This is a genomic window from Kribbella swartbergensis (genome assembly GCF_054784135.1).
Genome location: NZ_BAAGPM010000017.1, coordinates 17,003 through 34,199, shown reverse-complemented (window position 1 = coordinate 34,199; position 17,197 = coordinate 17,003). Strand labels below are relative to the sequence as shown.

Genomic DNA, 17,197 nt, shown 5'->3' with positions numbered 1-17,197 from the left:
ATCGTGGCCTCGGGCCGGTGCGGCGAGCTGCCGTGCCGAGTGCCGCGCAGTAGGCGGGATAGCAGACAGGGCCTAGGCAATCAGCCGTATGGCCAGCACGCTGATCACGACGCTCGAGGCGAGCGCTGTCAGCAGCCGTCCGAGGTGGCCGGTGAGTGCTCGCCCGAGCAACGCGCCGCCTACGGCGAGCAGGAGTTGCCAACTGGCCGACGCCACGAAAGCGGCGACCACGAACACTGCCCGCTCCCCGGCGGACATCGTGTTCGATCCGCCCAGCACCAATGCCGCGAAGTAGATCATCGTCATCGGGCTGAGCAGGGTCATCCCCAGCATGCCGACGTACGCCTTCAACGCCCCGACCGGCAGCTCCTGATTGATGCCGGCCAGGCGATGCGCCCGATACCGCCGTACCGCCTTCACCGCACCACTGACCGCGAGGGCAAGCAGTACGACGACGGAAACCCATCGCAGCGGTACGACGATCGGCGCCAGCAACGGCGCCAGCGCCGACCCGGCAACGGCGGCCACCAACGCGTAGATCCCGTCGGCCGACGCGATTCCCATCGCCGCACAGATTCCGACCCGCAACGAACTCCGAGCAGTCAACGCAACCAGATAGGTCCCCACGGGCCCGACCGGCATGGCAATCCCATACCCAGCCAGCAACCCGGCGACCAGCGCCCCGGTCACGGCTGCCGGAGCATCGACCTCCCCCAACGACCCACCTGCTGCTGCCCAAGCCCCGCCTCAACGGCAGCCCGGCTCAGCAACATCACTCCATAGGTCGTATCCATACCCGCATCATCAACCGCCACAACAAAACCCGGCAACCCAATAACCCGTTGCCCCCCACAACAACCCCCGGTGCAGCGACAACCCACACGTCAAACCGCCCGCCGTCGCGCACCGCAGTGGGCGTTGGCGGGTGGAGAGATCGGTTACGTGGTGGGGCTTCGTAGTCACCTCACCATTCCAGCCGCCCAAGCCGACACCATGTCGAGCGACTCCCGACTCCACCAGCCACCCCGTCCCGCCACCACTACGTCGCGCCACCACCACTTCCCGCCAGACACGCTCGCGGCCTCGACACTTCATCACCTCGGGTAAGCAAGACCAGCGTGCTCCGACCACCCCACAGCCGACGACCCAGCCGCGCCCGCTCGACGGCAACCACGCCGCCCACCCGCACCGCAGTCGAGCAACAGCAGCCGGGACGCATGCCAGCGCGCTCCCACCCCGCCAGGGTGCTCACCGCCAACGCAGCCACCGTCGACGCCGGCCATTTGGCCACTCGCAGAGAGCCGCCAGCGGCGAGACCACCGGCAACTCCAGTCGATCGGTCAGGAATCAAGAAGCAGCCGGTGGCAGCCGAAACCTAGCGTTACCACCAGAGCAGGCACAGGAACCCAACTCTGGAGGTAACCATGGCTCAGAGCCAGCAGGCGACCAAGCGCAAGCCCGGCACGCCCGGCCCGTTCTCGCGCTGGATCCAGCGGACGATGAACGCCCGTACCAGCCGCAAGATCCACGCCGGCCGCGACAAACTCATGGGCATGGACGTACTCGTCCTCAACACCCTTGGCCGCCGCAGTGGTGAACGCCGCGAAACCCCACTGGCCTGGTTCCCCGACGGCGAGAACGCCTGGCTCATCGTCGCCTCCGGCGGCGGAAGCCAGCACCCCGACTGGTACGCCAACCTGATGGCGAACCCCAACAGCGCCTCCATCTCCTTCCCCGGCAGCGACCCCCTCCCCGTCACCCCCGAAACCCTCGAAGGCCCCACCCGCGACGAAGCCTGGCGCCGCATCACCACCGCCCAACCCCGCCTAGCCAAATACCAGGCCAAGTCCACCCGCCAATACCCCATCATCCGCCTCACTCCCCGCTGACCACACGCGCCGAGCCCCGACAGGACCCCCATGTGCACCCCAGGCCGAGCCGGCCCGCCCATCCCCAGTAGCCCCAAAACCACCGCATCCCCACCCGCAGAACCGCCCCAGCCTCAAGGCCCTGGTACGCCACCACCTACCCCCACGCAACCGCCGCCCACCACAGACCCGGACGAGACCGACTTGGGACCCCAGTGACCATGTCGAACCCGCACCCAGGACAACTCGTACGACGGACGCCCCAAGAGGTCGGCATCCGGCGGCACCAACACCGACGCGACCGGCGAACGCCCCACCCGCCGTACGACCGCAGCCCTCAACGTCCCTTCACGACGCACCGGGCTCTGACGCACCATCCAGTCCAAGCAATGTGAACCCGCCCCACCCAGCGTTCAACCGCATCGAGCTCCAAGTCACCAGCGAGCTCGGCGATCCTTCCCAAGCCATCGAGTCCATATGCCCGTAGTCGGTCTCACCCGCAGTGTCGACCACCGGCGGACATACCTGTCCCCATCAGTCGAGAGCTATTTCCTCAGGCAACTCGAGCACGCCTCGCTCATCCCACTGAACCCATTCCGGCGGTGGCACCTGATGCCCCGCACCCTCCGGCGTCAGAACCTCCGACTCGACCCCGCACCGCGCCAAGCCGTGCCGCCGCAGCACATCAAGCGTCACTGTCTCGAACCTTGTCGCGGGCCAGCCTCAAGCGGACTTGGTAATCAGCTGCCAGGACCTCCGGAAGTAGCGCCTCGAGGCACGCTTCGAGGTCCCAGAGAGCGCGCTGCTCCGCCTGGTCGACGAACCCCACCGGCTCGCCGGCTTCGCTGGTCCTCGCCAACCAGTCGAAAAGGACAAGTGCCTGATCACGGGACAGGTCGACCGAGATCTCATCAGCCGCCACCAAGACCTCCGTGCTGAAGAACATTTGCCAGTTGAACGGAACTTAGCTTCCAACCGCTCACGGACTTAGTCGCCGGGGGAGGGTCATGGGCGCCTCCGCTCAGTTTCGTTGTGGTTACCCAGAGTCTATGGAGGTTTGCGGGTTTTGCGAGGCGACGATTACGGGCTGTGGATAGTCGGAGGTGACCCTGGGGTGTGGGTGAGCGGGGAGTCGCCTACGATCTGCGGAAACGGATGAGGGAATCGTTCGGATGATGGTCCGCCTGCTGGCGGGTCTGCCACCAAGAGTGTGAGGGTGTGGCTCATGAACATCGGTACTCGGAAGATCGTCGTCGACGAGGCGATAGCGCAGTTGCGGCTGTACGCGGAAACGAACGGAGCCGTGCTGCGCTACTACGACGGTCTGCCGGGGATGACCTGCGTCGGGGGTTCCGACCCGAACCGGATCACGCTGGAGGATCTGGCCCGGACGATGGTGATCGGCTCCGACCTGCGGGCGATGGACATCCCGTGGCTGCTGGAGGTGGACGCGGAGAAGGAGCTCGCCGCCATCCCGGTCGACGCGCGGCTGGAGGACGCGCCGCCGGGCAGCGGGCTGTTCGAGGCGGCGATGGCGCTGGACGAGAAGTTCACCGGGCACCGCGGTTTCGGGCACGCGAAGAAGTCGAAGCTGCTGCACCTGAAGCGCCCGTACCTCTACCCGGTGACCGACAGCTTCATCCGGATGACCTACGGCTCGGCGTCGGCCGGTGCCGAGTTCCTGACCGCGGTGCACAACGATCTGGTCAACCCGGCCAACGTCCGCGACTTCAAGTTGTTGCAGGTGCGCCTGATCGCCGAGCCGCCCACATCGGCCGCGCGGCTCCTGGGCGAGGTCCCCACGCTCCGCTTGCTCGACATCCTCGCCTCACTGCTGGGCGAGGCCAAGTAACCCGAGCCGCCAAGTAGCCCGAGCCGCTACACGACCCCGAGCCGTGCCAGCGGCTCCACCAGTTCACGCTCCTCGTACGACAGGTGGGAGAGCAGCGTGTCGTCCAGCAGGTCGACCGCCGCGCGCAGTCCGTCGATGTCCCCGGAGCCGTCGACGAGCGCGACCAGAGCCTTGTCCACACGTTCCAGTACGTCGTGGATTATGTGGTGCTCCTCCTCCAGCCGGTCGACCACCGGTACCAGCGCCGGGTCGGCCCGTCGCAGGTGTGGGAACAGTGAGGCGTCCTCCAGCGAGTGGTGAGTCGTCACGAGCCGGCAGTACGACTCGCAGTACGTCCCCAGCGTCCAGTTGTTCTGCCGCATGGTCATGGTGTTGATGTGGGAGCGCGCCTGCCCGACACCGATCGAACCGGCAGCCACCTGTTCCACCAGGTCGTGGATCTGCTCGAGCTCGGCACGCAGATGGTCATGTACGTCGATCAGATGCTGACCGGACTGCAGTTGGTACGGCGTGTACGTCCGCTCCGGGTCCAGCACCGGCCCAGTGGGGCGGTCCGTCTCGTCCAGCAGCTGTACGGCGCTCCGTCGTACAGCAGGAGGTGGAGTCGGTACGACGGTGAAGCCACCACGGCTCTCAGTCGCCGCAGGTTTCGAGACGACCTCGGCACCTGAGCGGGCCGCCTCCACAGCCTCCCGAACACCAGCTGCGACCTCAGCGAAGCGCCGGATGTCGTCCGGATCGTCGGAGCCCAGGACGTAGGTGCTCATCCCCTCGCCCAGGGTCAGCTCGGCCAGTTGGTCGATCCACAACTCCTCCGGCCCCTGCAGGAACCCTCCCCGGCCGCTGAACCGCCCTGACAGGTTGTAGAGCCGGCGCACCGACGCCGGATCGCGTCCGGCCTCGACGGCAGCCTCGTCGATGATCTTGTTCATCGCTGCGAGCTGGTCCGGTCCGGCGTACGCACTGCTCGGCAGCCAGCCGTCGGCAAGGCGTCCGGTGACCGCAAGCATCCGCGGCTTGTAGGCCCCCAGCCAGATCTCCACGTCGTGTGCAGGCTTCGGACCACGCTTGGCGCCGGCCATGGCGTAGTGCTTGCCGGGCAGCCGGATGCCACCGCCCTCTGGCGTCCACACCTCGCGCATGATCGCGATCGCCTCTTCCAGCGCGGTGATGCTCTGGCCCGTGGTCAGGCGAGGACCGGCGTTCGCGGCGACGGCGTCCAGGAACCCACCGGCTCCCAGGCCCAGCTCCACCCGACCACCGCTGATCAGGTCGAGGGTGGCGACGCTGCGGGCGAGGACCACCGGGTGGCGCAGTGGGAGATTGGCGACGTTGGTCGCCACCTTGATGCGCTGGGTCTGGGCCGCGACGACGGACACGAGGGTCCAGGCGTCCATCAGACGGGGTTGGTACGGGTGGTCCTGGAAGGTCACCAGATCCAGCCCGACCTGCTCGGTCAGCTGCGCCAGTGCGATCACCCGGTCGGGGTTGTCGATGGCCGGGGTCAGGAATGTGCCGAAGACCAGTTCGTGGCCGTAGTCCATGGTTCACCTTTCGACGTCTGCGTCACCACGAAACTACTTCGCTGGATTAATAATCTCAAGTACAGAACATCTGCTACACCGCCGACTTTACAGCAGTTGAAACGCTCGTTCCGGCGTCAGCGTCGTACCGGTGGCCCAGGCGACCTCGTAATCGGCATCGCCGAGCACCGCACGAGCGGCCTCCTCAGCTCGGGTGTGGTCCCCGGACTCGGCCGCGGTGACCAGATATCCCTCCGCCGCGCGGGTTGCGTCAGCGGCACCGAGGAGCTGCGCGGCGACCGTCTTGTCGGGCAGGCACGCCGCGATGCCCTCCAACGACCAGCACATGCCGCGCACCGACTCGTACTCCCCCGAGATGCGGAAGGCCTCCGAGTGGAGTTCGAGAGCGGTCGCCGAATCCCCCCGCAGCTCCGCCACGTACCCGAGCTCCGTCAGGACCAACGAGAGGTACAGCACGGGGTCTCTCTGCCGACGCGCGGCATCCACCAGTGCGCGCAGGCGCGTCTCCGCCTCATCCAGAGCCCCGGTACGGCGTGCCGCGAACGCCAGCACGATCTCCGCCAGGGCCTGAGTCGAACGCTGGTCCTGCTCCGTAGCCAGTCTTAGAGCACGCTCTCCGTGGGTCCGAGCGGCCTCATAGTTGCCCTGTCTGATCTCAGTCCAGCCAAGCATTCCCAGTGAACCGCAGAGCTCTGGCCAGAGTCCCAGCTCCTCAGCCAGCCGCACGCCCTCCAGCTGCAGCTCGGCAGCCCGCTCGAAGTCACCGGTCAGCTCCGCGTGGGCACTGAGCCAGCTGGTCGCTTGCAGCACGCCCCACCGGTCACCCAATGAGCGGAAGATGCGAGCACTCTCCGACGCATCGGCGTACAGGGCCGCGACGTCAGACCGCACGTGTGCATGCTTGGAACGCGCTGCCAACACCGCTGCAACACCCCACCGATCGCCTTCCGCCTCGAACGTCTTCAGCGCGGCCTCCAGCAGCGCCTGACACGTGACGAGGTCGCCGACGTCACTACCGGCAAAGGCAATCCACCACTGCGCACGTGCGTCGGCAACCTCCAGCCCCCGGTCCCGCTCGAGCACTGCCTCGCTGTCGCCCTGCACGTACATGAAACCGACACGCCAAGCACGGGCCTTGGCAGAGCCTGGCACAGCCTCCAACGACCTCAGCGCCTCAGCAGTCCGTCCACGCAGGTACCAGTACCAGGCGAGCGCATCCACCAGCCGCTCAGCCACATCGAGCTGGTCGGTTGCAACAGCTCGGTCCAGGGCGGACCGCAGGTTGGCAGCATCCTCGTCGAGTAGCTGCAACCACCTGCTCTGCTCGCCGCCGTACAGGTGCGGCCGAGCCTCCTCCGCGAAGGACATGTAGTACTCGAGGTGCCGCTGCTGCACAACCTCAGGGCGATCCTCAAGACGCAGCTTCTCCAAGCAGTACGCCGCCACGGATTCCAGCAGCCGGTATCGCGGCCCCTCCGATCCCTGCACCGGTACGACGAGCGACCGGTCCACCAGCCGTACCAGCACATCCAGGACGTCGACCCCTGGCTCTGCACACACCGCGGACGCGGCCTCCGGCGTACAACCATCCGCATGTACGGCGAGACGCCGCAAGACAGTCTGTTCGTCCGGGCCGAGCAGCTCCCAACTCCAGTCGATCATGGCGAGCAGAGTCTGCTGACGCGGCGCAGCACCGCGGTGTCCGGTCGCCAGCAAGCGGAAGCGATCGTCCAACCGTGCCACGAGTCCACGGACTCCCAGGGCACGTACTCGGGTCGCCGCAAGCTCCAGCGCGAGTGGGATCCCGTCGAGCCGTCGGCAGAGCACTGATACGTCGGCCGCCGTGTCAGCCGTCAGCCGGAAGTCTCGAGAAGCAGCCGACGCCCGCGCAACGAACAACTGCACCGCACTGCACTCACCCAAGGCATCGAGACCATCGTCACGACCCGGCACATCGAGTGTCGGCACGGCCCACACGACCTCGCCGGCCAGGCCCAGCGGCTCGCGGCTCGTTGCAAGGACGCGCAAGCCCGGAGCGGCAGCCAGCAGTCGGTCCACCAGGTCAGCGACCTCCGAGACCACGTGCTCGCAGTTGTCGAGTACCAGCAGCCGTGAGCCCATCACAGCCGCCAAACGCTCCACCACGGTATCAGCCGGCCCAGCGAGCTCCCGCACGTCCAACGCAGCCTGCACAGCATCCGTGAGTGAGCTACTCACCGACAGAGCAGCAGGCGAGACGGCAGCCAACTCGACGAGCACGACACCGTCAGAGAACCGGTCGGCCACTTCGGCCGCGGCGGCCAGGGCCAGCCGGGTCTTGCCTACTCCCCCGGGTCCAGTCAGCGTGACGAGTCGGGACGACGCGAGACACGAATCCACGTCGGCCAGCGCCTCGTCGCGTCCGATGAGCTCCGTGAGTTGGGTGGGAAGGTTGGAGCGGCGACTCGGCAGCTCCTGCGTGAGGATCGACTGGTGGAGAGCTGCCAGCTCCGGACTGGGATCAAGACCTAGCTCGTCGGCCAGGAGCCGCCGCAGCTCCTCGTAACTCTCCAGTGCCTCGCTCTGCCGCCCACTCCGGTACAGCGCCCTCATGTGACTCGCTCGCAGGCGTTCACGCAGCGGGTGCTCAGCGACCAGCGCGGCCAGCTCACTCACTGGATTGTCCGAGCGCTCCTCGTAGTACTTCTCCAGTGCAGCGAGCCGCTGCTCGTTCAGCCGGGCCACTGCAGCTTCCACGAACGCCGCGTCGGCAAAGTCCGCGTACGCCGGGCCGCGCCAGAGCGCGAGGGCCTCACCGAGCTGTCCGGCGGCTACGCGGTCGGCAAAGGTCAGAGCGTCGTACGACGAGCTATCGACCGTCAGTGAGTAGCCGGCCGGGCCTGACTTCACCAGTGTCCGGCTACCGGGCTCCGCGTCCTCGAAGGCCCGCCGGAGCTGCGAGACCTTGGCGGACAGCGTGCCGGACGGGTTGCCGGGCAGATCGTCGCCCCAGAGGTCGTGGATGAGGCGATCGGCGGAGACCGGGCGACCCTCGTGGACCAGGAGGTCGGCCAGCAAGGCGCGCACCTTCAGGCCCTGGACAATGACGGGCTCCCCCGCGTCAGTCCAGGCCGTGACCGGTCCCAGCACCCCGAAACGCATGGCCGCACCCTAACCGCCCACCAGGCTTACGCCGCCACCCCTGCGGACCGGAAAGAAACCGTAAACGGGTTCCGGCACAGTCAGGGACATCAGAAAGGAGGCAGGCAGATGCGACTGGCAGTGATCATCGGCAGCACCCGCAACGGGCGGTTCGGACCGACCGTGGCGCACTGGCTCGCCGGGCAGGCCGCCAAGCAGTTCGAGGTGGACCTCATCGACCTGGCCACCGCGAACCTGCCGACGACATTGCCCGACACCGACGACGAGACACCCGCCGAGGTCGCCGTACTGGCTCCGAGACTCGCCACCGCCGACGCGTTCGCAGTGGTGACGCCGGAGTACAACAACAGCTTCCCGGCACCGCTGAAGACCGCACTGGACTGGTTCTACGAGGAGTGGCACGCCAAGCCGGTCGCGATCGTCAGCTACGGCCGGGAGACCGGTGGACTGTACGCCACAGCACAGCTGCGGCAGGTCTTCACCGAGCTCCAGGCCGTCCCCATCCGCAACACGGTCGCACTGCCCTGCTACTGGCAGCAGTTCACCGCCGCGGGCGACTGGCCACGGCCGGCCGCCGGCTACGAGGCCCAGGCCAAGCTCATGCTCGACCAGCTGGTCTGGTGGGCTCAAGCGCTCCTGGACGCACGCAGGCAACGTCCTTACCAACAATGAGAGAAGGAAGAGCCATGAGGAAGCTGATCGAGTCCACGCTCATGACCATCAACGGCGTCATCGACAACCCGCAGAACTGGTCCGGCCCGTACTGGGACGACGAGCACACCGCCTACTCCCAGGCCCTGATGGAGAACGTCGAGGCGCAGGTGCTCGGCCGGGTCACCTACGAGGGCTTCGCCGAGGCCTGGTCGCAGCGCGGCGGCGACCCGTTCACCGACAACTTCAACGCGATGCCGAAGTACGTCGCCTCGCGCACGCTGACCGAGACGACGTGGAACGCACAGCTGCTCGAGGGCGACGCCGCCGAGGCGGTCAAGCGGCTCAAGCAGGAGGACGGCGGCGATCTGATCAAGTACGGGACAGGTGAGTTCTCGAAGACGCTGCTCGAGCACAAACTGGTCGACGAGTACCACTTCTGGATCTTTCCGGTGCTGGCCACTGGGGCGAAGTTGTTCGACGGCATCGACATCGACATCACCCACCTCGAGCTGCTGGGCACCACCACGTTCAAGTCCGGCATCGTCGTACACAAGCTCGGCCCGAAGGCCTGAGTCATCCGTACCGCACCAGCCAGGTCCAGCCGGCCACCGAAGTCACGGGTGGCCGGCTGGACGCTTGTCCGCCGCGCGCGCTGGGTACCGGTTCGGTCTTGGGGATGTGAGGCGGCGCTGGGGACCGCCTGCCGAAGGTCCTCGCGATCGGAGGGGTCGGATCGCAGGTCTGCAGAGTGAATCGGACTGGAGGTCTGATGGATACCGTCCTGACAGTCGTGATCGCCGTCGTTCTCGTGCTCGCGGCGGCCGCGCTGTTGTTCCTGTACCAGCGCAAGCGCTCGGGCGAACTGCGGCAGCGGTTCGGCCCGGAGTACGAGCACACCCTCGAGGAGTCGGGCGACCGGCGCAGCGCCGAACGCGAGCTGCGGGAACGTGAGCGCCGCGTGGCGGAACTCGAGATCACGCCGTTGAGCAGGGAGTCCGCCGAGTACTACCGAGCCGAGTGGGCGCGGGTGCAGCTGAGCTTCGTCGACCAACCGGCGGCCGCCGTCGCCGACGCCGACCAGCTCGTCGTGCGGATGATGCGCGAGGCCGGCTACCCGGTGGACGAGTTCGACCAGCGGGTCAACGACATCTCGGTGGACCACCCGGAGGTCGCCGAGCACTACCGCGATGCGCACCGAGTCGCGGTCGCCCAGACCCGGGGCGAGGCCGACACCGAGGAACTCCGGCAGGCCGTCACCGCCTACCGCCGCCTGGTCGACGCGCTCCTGGCCGACAGCGGCGACCCAAACGGAAAGCACCGCTCCCCGACCAAGGAACAGACATGACCGTACTGATGCCGCGCCTCCGGCGCGGCAGGTCATGGGGCTATTGCTCCCGGCCTTCCCTCGCCGCTCCAGTCGCTCCAGTCGCTTCGCTCCCTCCGCTCCTCAGTCCAGGCCGGGAGGCCCCATGACCACGCCGGACGACCGCCCGTTCAGCGAGACGGACGAAGACCGCCGCATGACCGACGCGGACCGCGACGCCCTCGACCAGGACCACACGTCGGCCCTCGGCGACCGCGGCCGCACGGACCTCCGCGGCGGCGACACCTCCGACCTCGCCGACGCCGCCCGTACGACCGGGGTCGGCGATACCGACCGTACGGCGGGCCTCGGCGAAGCCGACCGTACGACGGGGCTCGGCGAAGCTGACCGTACGACGGGGCTCGGCGAAGCCGACCGTACGACGGGGCTCGGCGAAGCCGACCGTACGACGGGGCTCGGCGAAGCCGACCGTACGACGGGGCTCGGCGAAGCCGACCGTACGACAGGGCTCGGCGAAGCCGACCGTACGACAGGGCTCGGCGAAGCCGACCGTACGGCGGGCCTCGGAGAAGGCAGCCGGATGACTCAGGGGGACGGCGACCTGGGCGAGGGCGGAACCGACTGGTCAGCCGGCCCGGCGACCGGAGCCACAACCGGACCCGCGACCGGAGCAGCAGCCGAAACGTCAGCCGGAACGGCCGGCGGACAGTCAGCCGGAACGGCCGGCGGACAGTCAGCCGGAACGGCCGGCGGAGAGTCGGCCGGATTGCCCGGCAGCGAGTCAGCCGGAACGGCGGGCGGAGGACCAAGTGGGACGGCGGTGGGAAGCTCGGCCGACCGGACTGACGCGGGCGTTGAGCCGTTGCTCGCGGACGATGTGACCGTCGACTTCAGGACCCGTTGGGAAGTCATCCAGCAAGGGTTCGTCGACGATCCGCGCCGGGCGGTCAGTGAGGCCGACAAGCTCGTCGACGACCTGCTCCAGCGCCTCTCGGAGAGCTTCGACCGGCAGCACCAGGCCCTGGAGCACCAGTGGTCCGACGGCGAACCGTCGACCGAGGACCTCCGCTCCGCACTGCAGAAGTACCGAGCGTTCTTCCAGCGCCTCCTGGCCATGTGAGCCGGCCGATAACGCAACAGTCGGGCCCGTAGGTACGGGCCCGACCATCCTGTTGCCTACGGCACGATGTTCTGGTTGAGGTGGAACAGGTTCCCCGGGTCGTACTTGCGCTTGACCTCGACCAGCCGGTCGTAGTTGTGCTTGTAGTTGTCCCGGATCCGCCCCTGGTCGTCGTCGGCCATGAAGTTGATGTAGCCGCCTGACTCGGACAGCGGCGCGAGGTCGTCATAGTACGACCTGACCCACTGGATGTTCGCCTCGTTCTCGGCCGGGTCCGGCCACATGCCGGCGACCACGGTGGCGAACTTCGCGTCCCGGTAGGCGAACGCGGTCGCGTCCGGCGTGACCCGCTGCACCGCGCCGTCGATCGGGTAGATGTGCACGGTCGCGTTCACCGAGGGCAGCCCGGGCGCGTGCCGAAGGTGCGCCTGGATGGCGTCGTCGGTCAACTCGGTGACGAAGTTCGCCTTCCAGTAGTGCTGCAGCCCGGGTGGGACAAGTGCGTCGAACGCACTGTTCAGGGCCGGGTAGGGCATGGGGCCGACGTGCTCGGCGACCACCGGCGCGAACTCGCGGAACCGGGAGACCTCCGTCTCGCCGCGATCCGGATCGCCGGCCCAGCACGCGACGATCAGCGTGAACACCTCGCCGTGCCGGTCCTCCGGGATGAACGGCAGCGGCGGCGCGATCTGGAACGCCGGGAACCCGCCGAGTTGCTCGGGCGCGTCCCCGATCATGTCCCGGAACCCCGCGAGTACGGCGTTCGCGTCCGCCATCTCGAACAGCATCGGGCCGCCGTAGATCGTCGACACCGGCGCCAGTCGGTACTCCAGCGCGGTCACCACTCCGAAGTTGCCGCCGCCGCCGCGCAGCGCCCAGAACAGGTCTTCGTTCTCCTTCTCGCTCGCGATCAGGAACCGCCCGTCCGCGGTCACCACATCCGCCGAGATCAGGTTGTCGCAGGACAGCCCGAGCCCACGGGCGAGGTAGCCGATACCTCCGCCCAGCGTCAGGCCGCCGACGCCGGTGGTCGAGATGATGCCGCCGGTCGTCGCCAGCCCGAAGGCGTGCGTCGCCGCATTGAAGTCGCCCCAGGTCGCCCCGCCACCGGCCCGCGCGGTCCGGTTCACCGGGTCCACCCGGACGCCACGCATCCCGCTCAGGTCGACGACCACGCCGTCGTCCACCGTGCCGAACCCGGGCACGCTGTGTCCTCCCCCGCGGACCGCGAGATCCAGTTCGTTCGTTTGCGCAAAGTCCACCGCGGCCATCACGTCGCCGGCGTTCTCGCACCTCACCACGACGCGCGGACGCTTGTCGTGCATGGCGTTGTTCACCCGGCGTGCCTCGTCGTACCCCTCGTCGCCCTCGGTAAAGACCGGTCCCCTGGTGCGTTCCCTCAAGTCCTCGATCGTGCCCATGACCCCTCCACGGCCGTCGCGTCAAGACGGGCGCCGGACAACCGGCGCCACCCACAGACCTGCCGTCGCCGTCGAGCAGCGCGAGAACCCACCCCAGAGACCGTCAACCCCCGACGTGCGGCCGGACCTCCCCCAGACCACCCGTTTCTTCCCGAACCTTCCCCCGCCGGCCTCGATTCGTCAATCCCCCGGGGCGCGGATCCGCGGCGGCACGCAAGGCGGCGGCGACCGCGGCGACGGCCGGTGTGCGGCTTCGGCGGGTGAGCAGGAAGACTTCGCGGCCGACGTCCCCCTCGGCCGGCCGGCGGACCGCGACCCCAGGAGCGCCGTACCCGAGGACCAGGTCGGGCAGCAGCGCCCCGGCTCCCGTGGTGCGGACCAACTCCAGCAGGATCAGGAAGTCGTCGGAGCTGTACCGCAGATCCGGCTCGAACCCGCCGAGCTCCCGGCAGACCCGCACCTGCATCTCGCGATGCCCGGTCCCCGGCTGGCAAGCGGCCCACGGTACGTCGGCCAACCGCCCGATCGGCACCCGGTCGACGGCCGCCTCGGGATGGTCGGCGGGCAACACGACGTGGATGCGCTCACGCAACAACCGTTCGCGATGCAGGTCCGCGTGCACAGCCCGCGGCTGCCCGTCGTACTCGTCCCCGACCACCACATCCAGTTGCTGCAACCGCAAGGCCGGCGCGGCCTCCTCCACCTCGACCTCGGCCGCCTCGATCCGGATGTCGGGATGACTCACGGTCAGTGCCCGCACCGCCGGAGCCACGATCCGCAGGAACGCCGACTGAAACGCCGCGACCCGGACCACGCCCGCTGCCCGCCCGGCGACGATCGTGGCCAACTCCGCCTCAGCCGCCTCCACCCCTTCAAGCAGAGCCGCGGCGTGCCGCACCAGCACGTGTCCCGCGGCCGTCAGCCGCACGTTTCGCCCGACCCGCTCGAGCAGCGGCGTACCTGCCTCCCGCTCCAGCACCGACAACTGCTGTGAGATCGCGCTGGGCGTGTAGCCGAGCGCCCGCGCCGCGCCGTGCACAGTGCCACGTCCGTGCACCTCACGCAGCAGACGCAGTCGATGGAGATCCAGCATTCGTTCAGCATAGCTACACGTTGCTGTCGAAGAAGCCGTGATAGACCTGAACAGTCGTAGGCCTCACCATCGATGGGGTGGGACGCCTCTTCTGCTTACTTTCCGCCGCTGGATTCGGTGCAATGGCTGTGTTCGGCAAGCTGGCGTACGACGCCGGTGTGTCCGTGGACGCGCTGCTGCTGGTCCGTTTCGGGCTGGCAGGTGGTCTGCTGATCGCCGTCGCACTGGCCCGAGGAGCACTGCGCCGACTCCCCCGCCGTGCCGTCCTGGCCGGGTTGGGTCTGGGTGTGTTCGGCTACGCCGCGCAGGCCGGTCTGTACTTTTCCGCCCTGGCCAGGATCGACGCATCGATGGTCGCGCTGATCCTCTACCTCTACCCGGTTCTGGTCATGGCGGGCGCGATCCTGCTCGGCCGGGAGCGCGCGTCACGCCGCAGAGTCTGGGCGCTCGGCATAGCGCTGACCGGCATTGTGCTCGTGCTCAGCGGGGCGACAACGGGCCACTTCGACTGGCTCGGCGGACTTCTGGCACTCGGCGCCGCACTCACCTACACCGGCTACATCCTGGTCGGCGATCGAGTCACCGCCGACGTACCCCCGCTCGCGTTGACCGCACTCGTCTGTACCGGAGCCTTCGGCACCTTCCTGGTCGTCGGCTCCCTGCGCGGCGGCCCCGACCTCGGCTTCGCGCCGATCGGATGGCTGTGGCTCGCGGCGCTGGCCCTGGTCAGCACGGTCGGTGCGATCCTGCTGTTCTTCGCCGGGATGGCCCGGGTCGGCCCGTCGGTGGCCTCGATCCTGTCCATCCTCGAGCCGGTGGTGACGGTGGTCGCCGCGGCGGCTGTGTTCGGGGAGACGCTCAGCGTGACCCAGTGGCTCGGCGGCTCCCTGGTGCTGGCCGCCGTACTGGTCGTGCAATGGCCGCGCCGTCAATCGTTGCCTGGACTTTCGCCTGCTTCGGCGGAGGCGGCGGCAGACTTGAAGGTATGAACCGGCGGATGACGTGGGCGGGAGTCGCCGCGCTTGTGATGACGGCCGCGATCGCCTGTACCTCCGAGGACGACGCGGCACCCCCTGCGTCCACTCCGAGCGCAACCCCCTCGACCCCCACCACGTCATCCGCTGCTCCGCCGGCCACGCCGGCGCCCTCGACACCGGCGCCGAGCGCCACGACCCCGTCAGCGGCGCCATCAGCGGCACCGCACCCGGTCTCGCTGCAGGCGATGATGGCGAAGAAGTACGACGGCCGGAACCTCCGGCTCGGCCGGGTGCTCGCGCGCAACTCCGTCTACACCCGGTACTACGTGACGTACTCGAGCGGCTCGCTCACGATCTCCGGCATCATGAACGTCCCGCGCACCCCTGGCCGGCACCCCGCGGTCGTCCTCGGCCACGGCTACATCGACCCGGCGATCTACACCAACGGCCGCGGGCTGATGCGGGAGCAGGACTACCTCGCCCGTCGCGGGTACGTCGTACTGCACACCGACTACCGCGGACACGCCCAATCCTCCGACGACCCGCGCGCCGACCTGAACCTGCGACTCGGGTACACCGAGGACGTGATCAACGCCGTCCTCGCGCTGCGCACCTCGCCGTCCGTCGACCCGAACCGGATCGCCCTGCTCGGCCGGTCGATGGGCGGCGGGATCACGTACAACGCGCTGGTCGCGCAACCGGGGCTGGTCAAGGCGGCGGTCGTGTTCGCGCCGGTCAGCGCCGATGCGGTGGACAACTTCAACCGCTGGATCCGCAACGACCGGCCGATCGCCGCGACCATCCTGCGGACGTACGGCGAACCGGCCCGCAACCCCACGTTCTGGCGCAACGTGTCGGCGATCAACTTCTTCGACCGGGTCACCGAGCCGGTGCTGATCCACCACGGTGAGTCCGATTCGACCTGCCCGATCGCGTGGTCGCGGGAGGCCCTGGCCGCCCTCAAGGCAGCCGGCAAGACCGCGACGATGTACAGCTACCCCGGCGAGGAGCACGCCTTCGGTCCCGCCTGGCCGACCTCGATGGCCCGTACGGTCGCCTTCCTCAAACAGCACGGCGTCTGAGCCGCCACCCCGGTTTCCGGGGAGACCGCGTTGCCCATCAGGGCAAGGGCTCCCACTCGTTGTCGCGCATCCGGAGGATCGCCCACCCCACCGCGGCGAACCCGGCTGCCTGCAGACCCCAGCCGACGAGGTCGAGCGTGTGACTGACCAGCACGATCGCGGCGATCGCGTGGATCGGTTGTGAGATCGCGGTCGCGACCGCCGCCCACCGCGGGACGAGGCGCGACCGCCACATCGCCAGACCGAGCAGGATCGTCCCGATCACATGACCGGCGACGAACACGAACCCGGCGATGTCCATGGACCCGTGGGTGACCTCGGCGGCCCGGGTGATCTCGGCCGGATCCAGTCCCGCCGTACCCGCCGACCAGACGAAGATGTCGGCGGACGCCATCCACGGGAGCGCGAGGTACCCGGGTACGACGAGCAGCAGCGCGATCGCGGTCAGCCATGGAGCCCGCCTGCGGGTGAGCCGGCCGACGAAGTACGCGCCGGGGACGAGGGTCAGGATCCCGACGAATCCGAGCCAGAGCACCAGCGAGCCCCGATCGAGATTGCCGACGATCTTTCCGGTGATGGTCGCCGGGTCGTCGACCGTGTCGTAGGGGAGGAAGTACCGCAGCAACGCGATCGCCGCCGGCCCGATCGGCAGGACGAGCGCCGCGAACCATCGCGACACCGGTCGGACATCGGCACGCGTCGTACTGCTCACCACCTGTGTCATCGCGCACCTCCCCGAACTGCTGCCGAGGCGGCTTCGGCCGGCTCTCGGGTCGGGAGCAGGACCGCGACGACTCCGAAGACGGTCGCCGCTACGCCGACTCCGGCAGCTGCGACAGCGGCCGCGGGTACGCCGGAGACGAAGAACGCGGGCACTGCGAGCAACGCCGAGGCGAGTCTCAGCGTGATGAGCGGAGCCAGTGCCCACCGCTTGCCCTGCCACGCGAACCCGATCAGCACCAGGCTCACCAGGCCAACCACCGCGGCACCGGCCGCGATCTCCATCGGCGGGTGCTCCCCATCGGTCAGCACGGGCGTCAGCACATCCATCACCGACAGCACGCCGAGGACGACCAGCCCCACCTTGTTCTTGCCAGACATGTTGTCTCCCCTCTCTCAGG

Annotated in this window: 16 protein-coding genes; 8 read left to right on the top strand and 8 right to left on the bottom strand. The window is 68.4% G+C overall.

Annotation, left to right across the window (positions count from 1 at the left end; genetic code table 11):
• Positions 1–72: 72 nt before the first annotated feature.
• The gene (locus tag ACYVOK_RS11945) at positions 73–717 is read right to left on the bottom strand and encodes a LysE family transporter (protein ID WP_460662406.1); all 645 of its coding nucleotides are present in this window, start codon (positions 715–717) and stop codon (positions 73–75) included.
• 707 nt (positions 718–1,424) lie between these two features.
• Here ACYVOK_RS11945 and ACYVOK_RS11940 point away from each other — a divergent pair.
• Positions 1,425–1,889 carry a nitroreductase family deazaflavin-dependent oxidoreductase gene (locus ACYVOK_RS11940; RefSeq protein WP_460662405.1) on the top strand — a complete coding sequence of 155 codons (465 nt, stop codon included), beginning with the start codon at positions 1,425–1,427 and terminating at the stop codon, positions 1,887–1,889.
• A gap of 664 nt (positions 1,890–2,553) precedes the next feature.
• Here the strand turns inward: ACYVOK_RS11940 and ACYVOK_RS11935 are convergent.
• Positions 2,554–2,814, bottom strand: coding sequence for a hypothetical protein (locus ACYVOK_RS11935; RefSeq protein WP_460662404.1), 261 nt, complete (start codon positions 2,812–2,814; stop codon positions 2,554–2,556).
• A 279-nt stretch (positions 2,815–3,093) separates the two neighbouring features.
• On the opposite strand from ACYVOK_RS11935, the gene ACYVOK_RS11930 reads away from it, so the two are divergent.
• Positions 3,094–3,720, top strand: coding sequence for a DUF6308 family protein (locus tag ACYVOK_RS11930; protein ID WP_460662403.1), 627 nt, complete (start codon positions 3,094–3,096; stop codon positions 3,718–3,720).
• Between the two features lie 26 nt (positions 3,721–3,746).
• Here the strand turns inward: ACYVOK_RS11930 and ACYVOK_RS11925 are convergent, their stop codons facing one another.
• On the bottom strand, positions 3,747–5,264 hold the full coding sequence (locus tag ACYVOK_RS11925) for an LLM class flavin-dependent oxidoreductase (protein ID WP_460662402.1): 1,518 nt from the start codon (positions 5,262–5,264) through the stop codon (positions 3,747–3,749).
• Between the two features lie 87 nt (positions 5,265–5,351).
• Positions 5,352–8,405 carry a BTAD domain-containing putative transcriptional regulator gene (locus ACYVOK_RS11920; protein WP_460662401.1) on the bottom strand — a complete coding sequence of 1,018 codons (3,054 nt, stop codon included), beginning with the start codon at positions 8,403–8,405 and terminating at the stop codon, positions 5,352–5,354.
• Between the two features lie 108 nt (positions 8,406–8,513).
• Between ACYVOK_RS11920 and ACYVOK_RS11915 the strand changes: the two genes are divergently transcribed.
• The 4 genes from ACYVOK_RS11915 (at position 8,514) to ACYVOK_RS11900 (ending at position 11,503) form a co-directional block, all read left to right on the top strand.
• A complete protein-coding gene (locus ACYVOK_RS11915) occupies positions 8,514–9,077 on the top strand; it encodes an NADPH-dependent FMN reductase (RefSeq protein ID WP_460662400.1) in 564 nt (187 codons plus the stop codon).
• Between the two features lie 14 nt (positions 9,078–9,091).
• Positions 9,092–9,631 carry a dihydrofolate reductase family protein gene (locus ACYVOK_RS11910; RefSeq protein ID WP_460662399.1) on the top strand — a complete coding sequence of 180 codons (540 nt, stop codon included), beginning with the start codon at positions 9,092–9,094 and terminating at the stop codon, positions 9,629–9,631.
• A 197-nt stretch (positions 9,632–9,828) separates the two neighbouring features.
• Positions 9,829–10,404 carry a hypothetical protein gene (locus ACYVOK_RS11905; protein ID WP_460662398.1) on the top strand — a complete coding sequence of 192 codons (576 nt, stop codon included), beginning with the start codon at positions 9,829–9,831 and terminating at the stop codon, positions 10,402–10,404.
• A 124-nt stretch (positions 10,405–10,528) separates the two neighbouring features.
• Entirely contained in the window at positions 10,529–11,503 is a 975-nt protein-coding gene (locus ACYVOK_RS11900; RefSeq protein WP_460662397.1) for a hypothetical protein, read from the top strand.
• Positions 11,504–11,559: 56 nt separating this feature from the next.
• Here ACYVOK_RS11900 and ACYVOK_RS11895 read toward each other — a convergent pair whose 3' ends face one another.
• Positions 11,560–12,924 (bottom strand): FAD-binding oxidoreductase, encoded by a 1,365-nt coding sequence (locus ACYVOK_RS11895; protein WP_460662396.1) that lies wholly within the window; start codon positions 12,922–12,924, stop codon positions 11,560–11,562.
• A 103-nt stretch (positions 12,925–13,027) separates the two neighbouring features.
• Positions 13,028–14,017, bottom strand: a complete 990-nt coding sequence (locus ACYVOK_RS11890; RefSeq protein ID WP_460662395.1) for a LysR family transcriptional regulator — start codon at positions 14,015–14,017, stop codon at positions 13,028–13,030.
• 77 nt (positions 14,018–14,094) lie between these two features.
• Between ACYVOK_RS11890 and ACYVOK_RS11885 the strand changes: the two genes are divergently transcribed.
• Together ACYVOK_RS11885 and ACYVOK_RS11880 are read left to right on the top strand one after the other, a co-directional pair.
• Complete coding sequence (locus ACYVOK_RS11885) at positions 14,095–15,006, top strand: DMT family transporter (RefSeq protein ID WP_460662394.1); 912 nt, start codon at positions 14,095–14,097, stop codon at positions 15,004–15,006.
• Complete coding sequence (locus ACYVOK_RS11880; protein ID WP_460662393.1) at positions 15,003–16,076, top strand: alpha/beta hydrolase family protein; 1,074 nt, start codon at positions 15,003–15,005, stop codon at positions 16,074–16,076. Before ACYVOK_RS11885 ends, ACYVOK_RS11880 begins: the two co-directional genes overlap by 4 nt.
• 37 nt (positions 16,077–16,113) lie before the next feature.
• On the opposite strand, the gene ACYVOK_RS11875 is transcribed toward ACYVOK_RS11880, so the two are convergent.
• Both ACYVOK_RS11875 and ACYVOK_RS11870 read right to left on the bottom strand, forming a co-directional pair.
• Positions 16,114–16,800 carry a hypothetical protein gene (locus ACYVOK_RS11875; RefSeq protein ID WP_460662392.1) on the bottom strand — a complete coding sequence of 229 codons (687 nt, stop codon included), beginning with the start codon at positions 16,798–16,800 and terminating at the stop codon, positions 16,114–16,116.
• Entirely contained in the window at positions 16,797–17,177 is a 381-nt protein-coding gene (locus ACYVOK_RS11870) for a hypothetical protein (RefSeq protein ID WP_460662391.1), read from the bottom strand. Before ACYVOK_RS11870 ends, ACYVOK_RS11875 begins: the two co-directional genes overlap by 4 nt.
• Between the last annotated feature and the right edge of the window lie 20 nt (positions 17,178–17,197).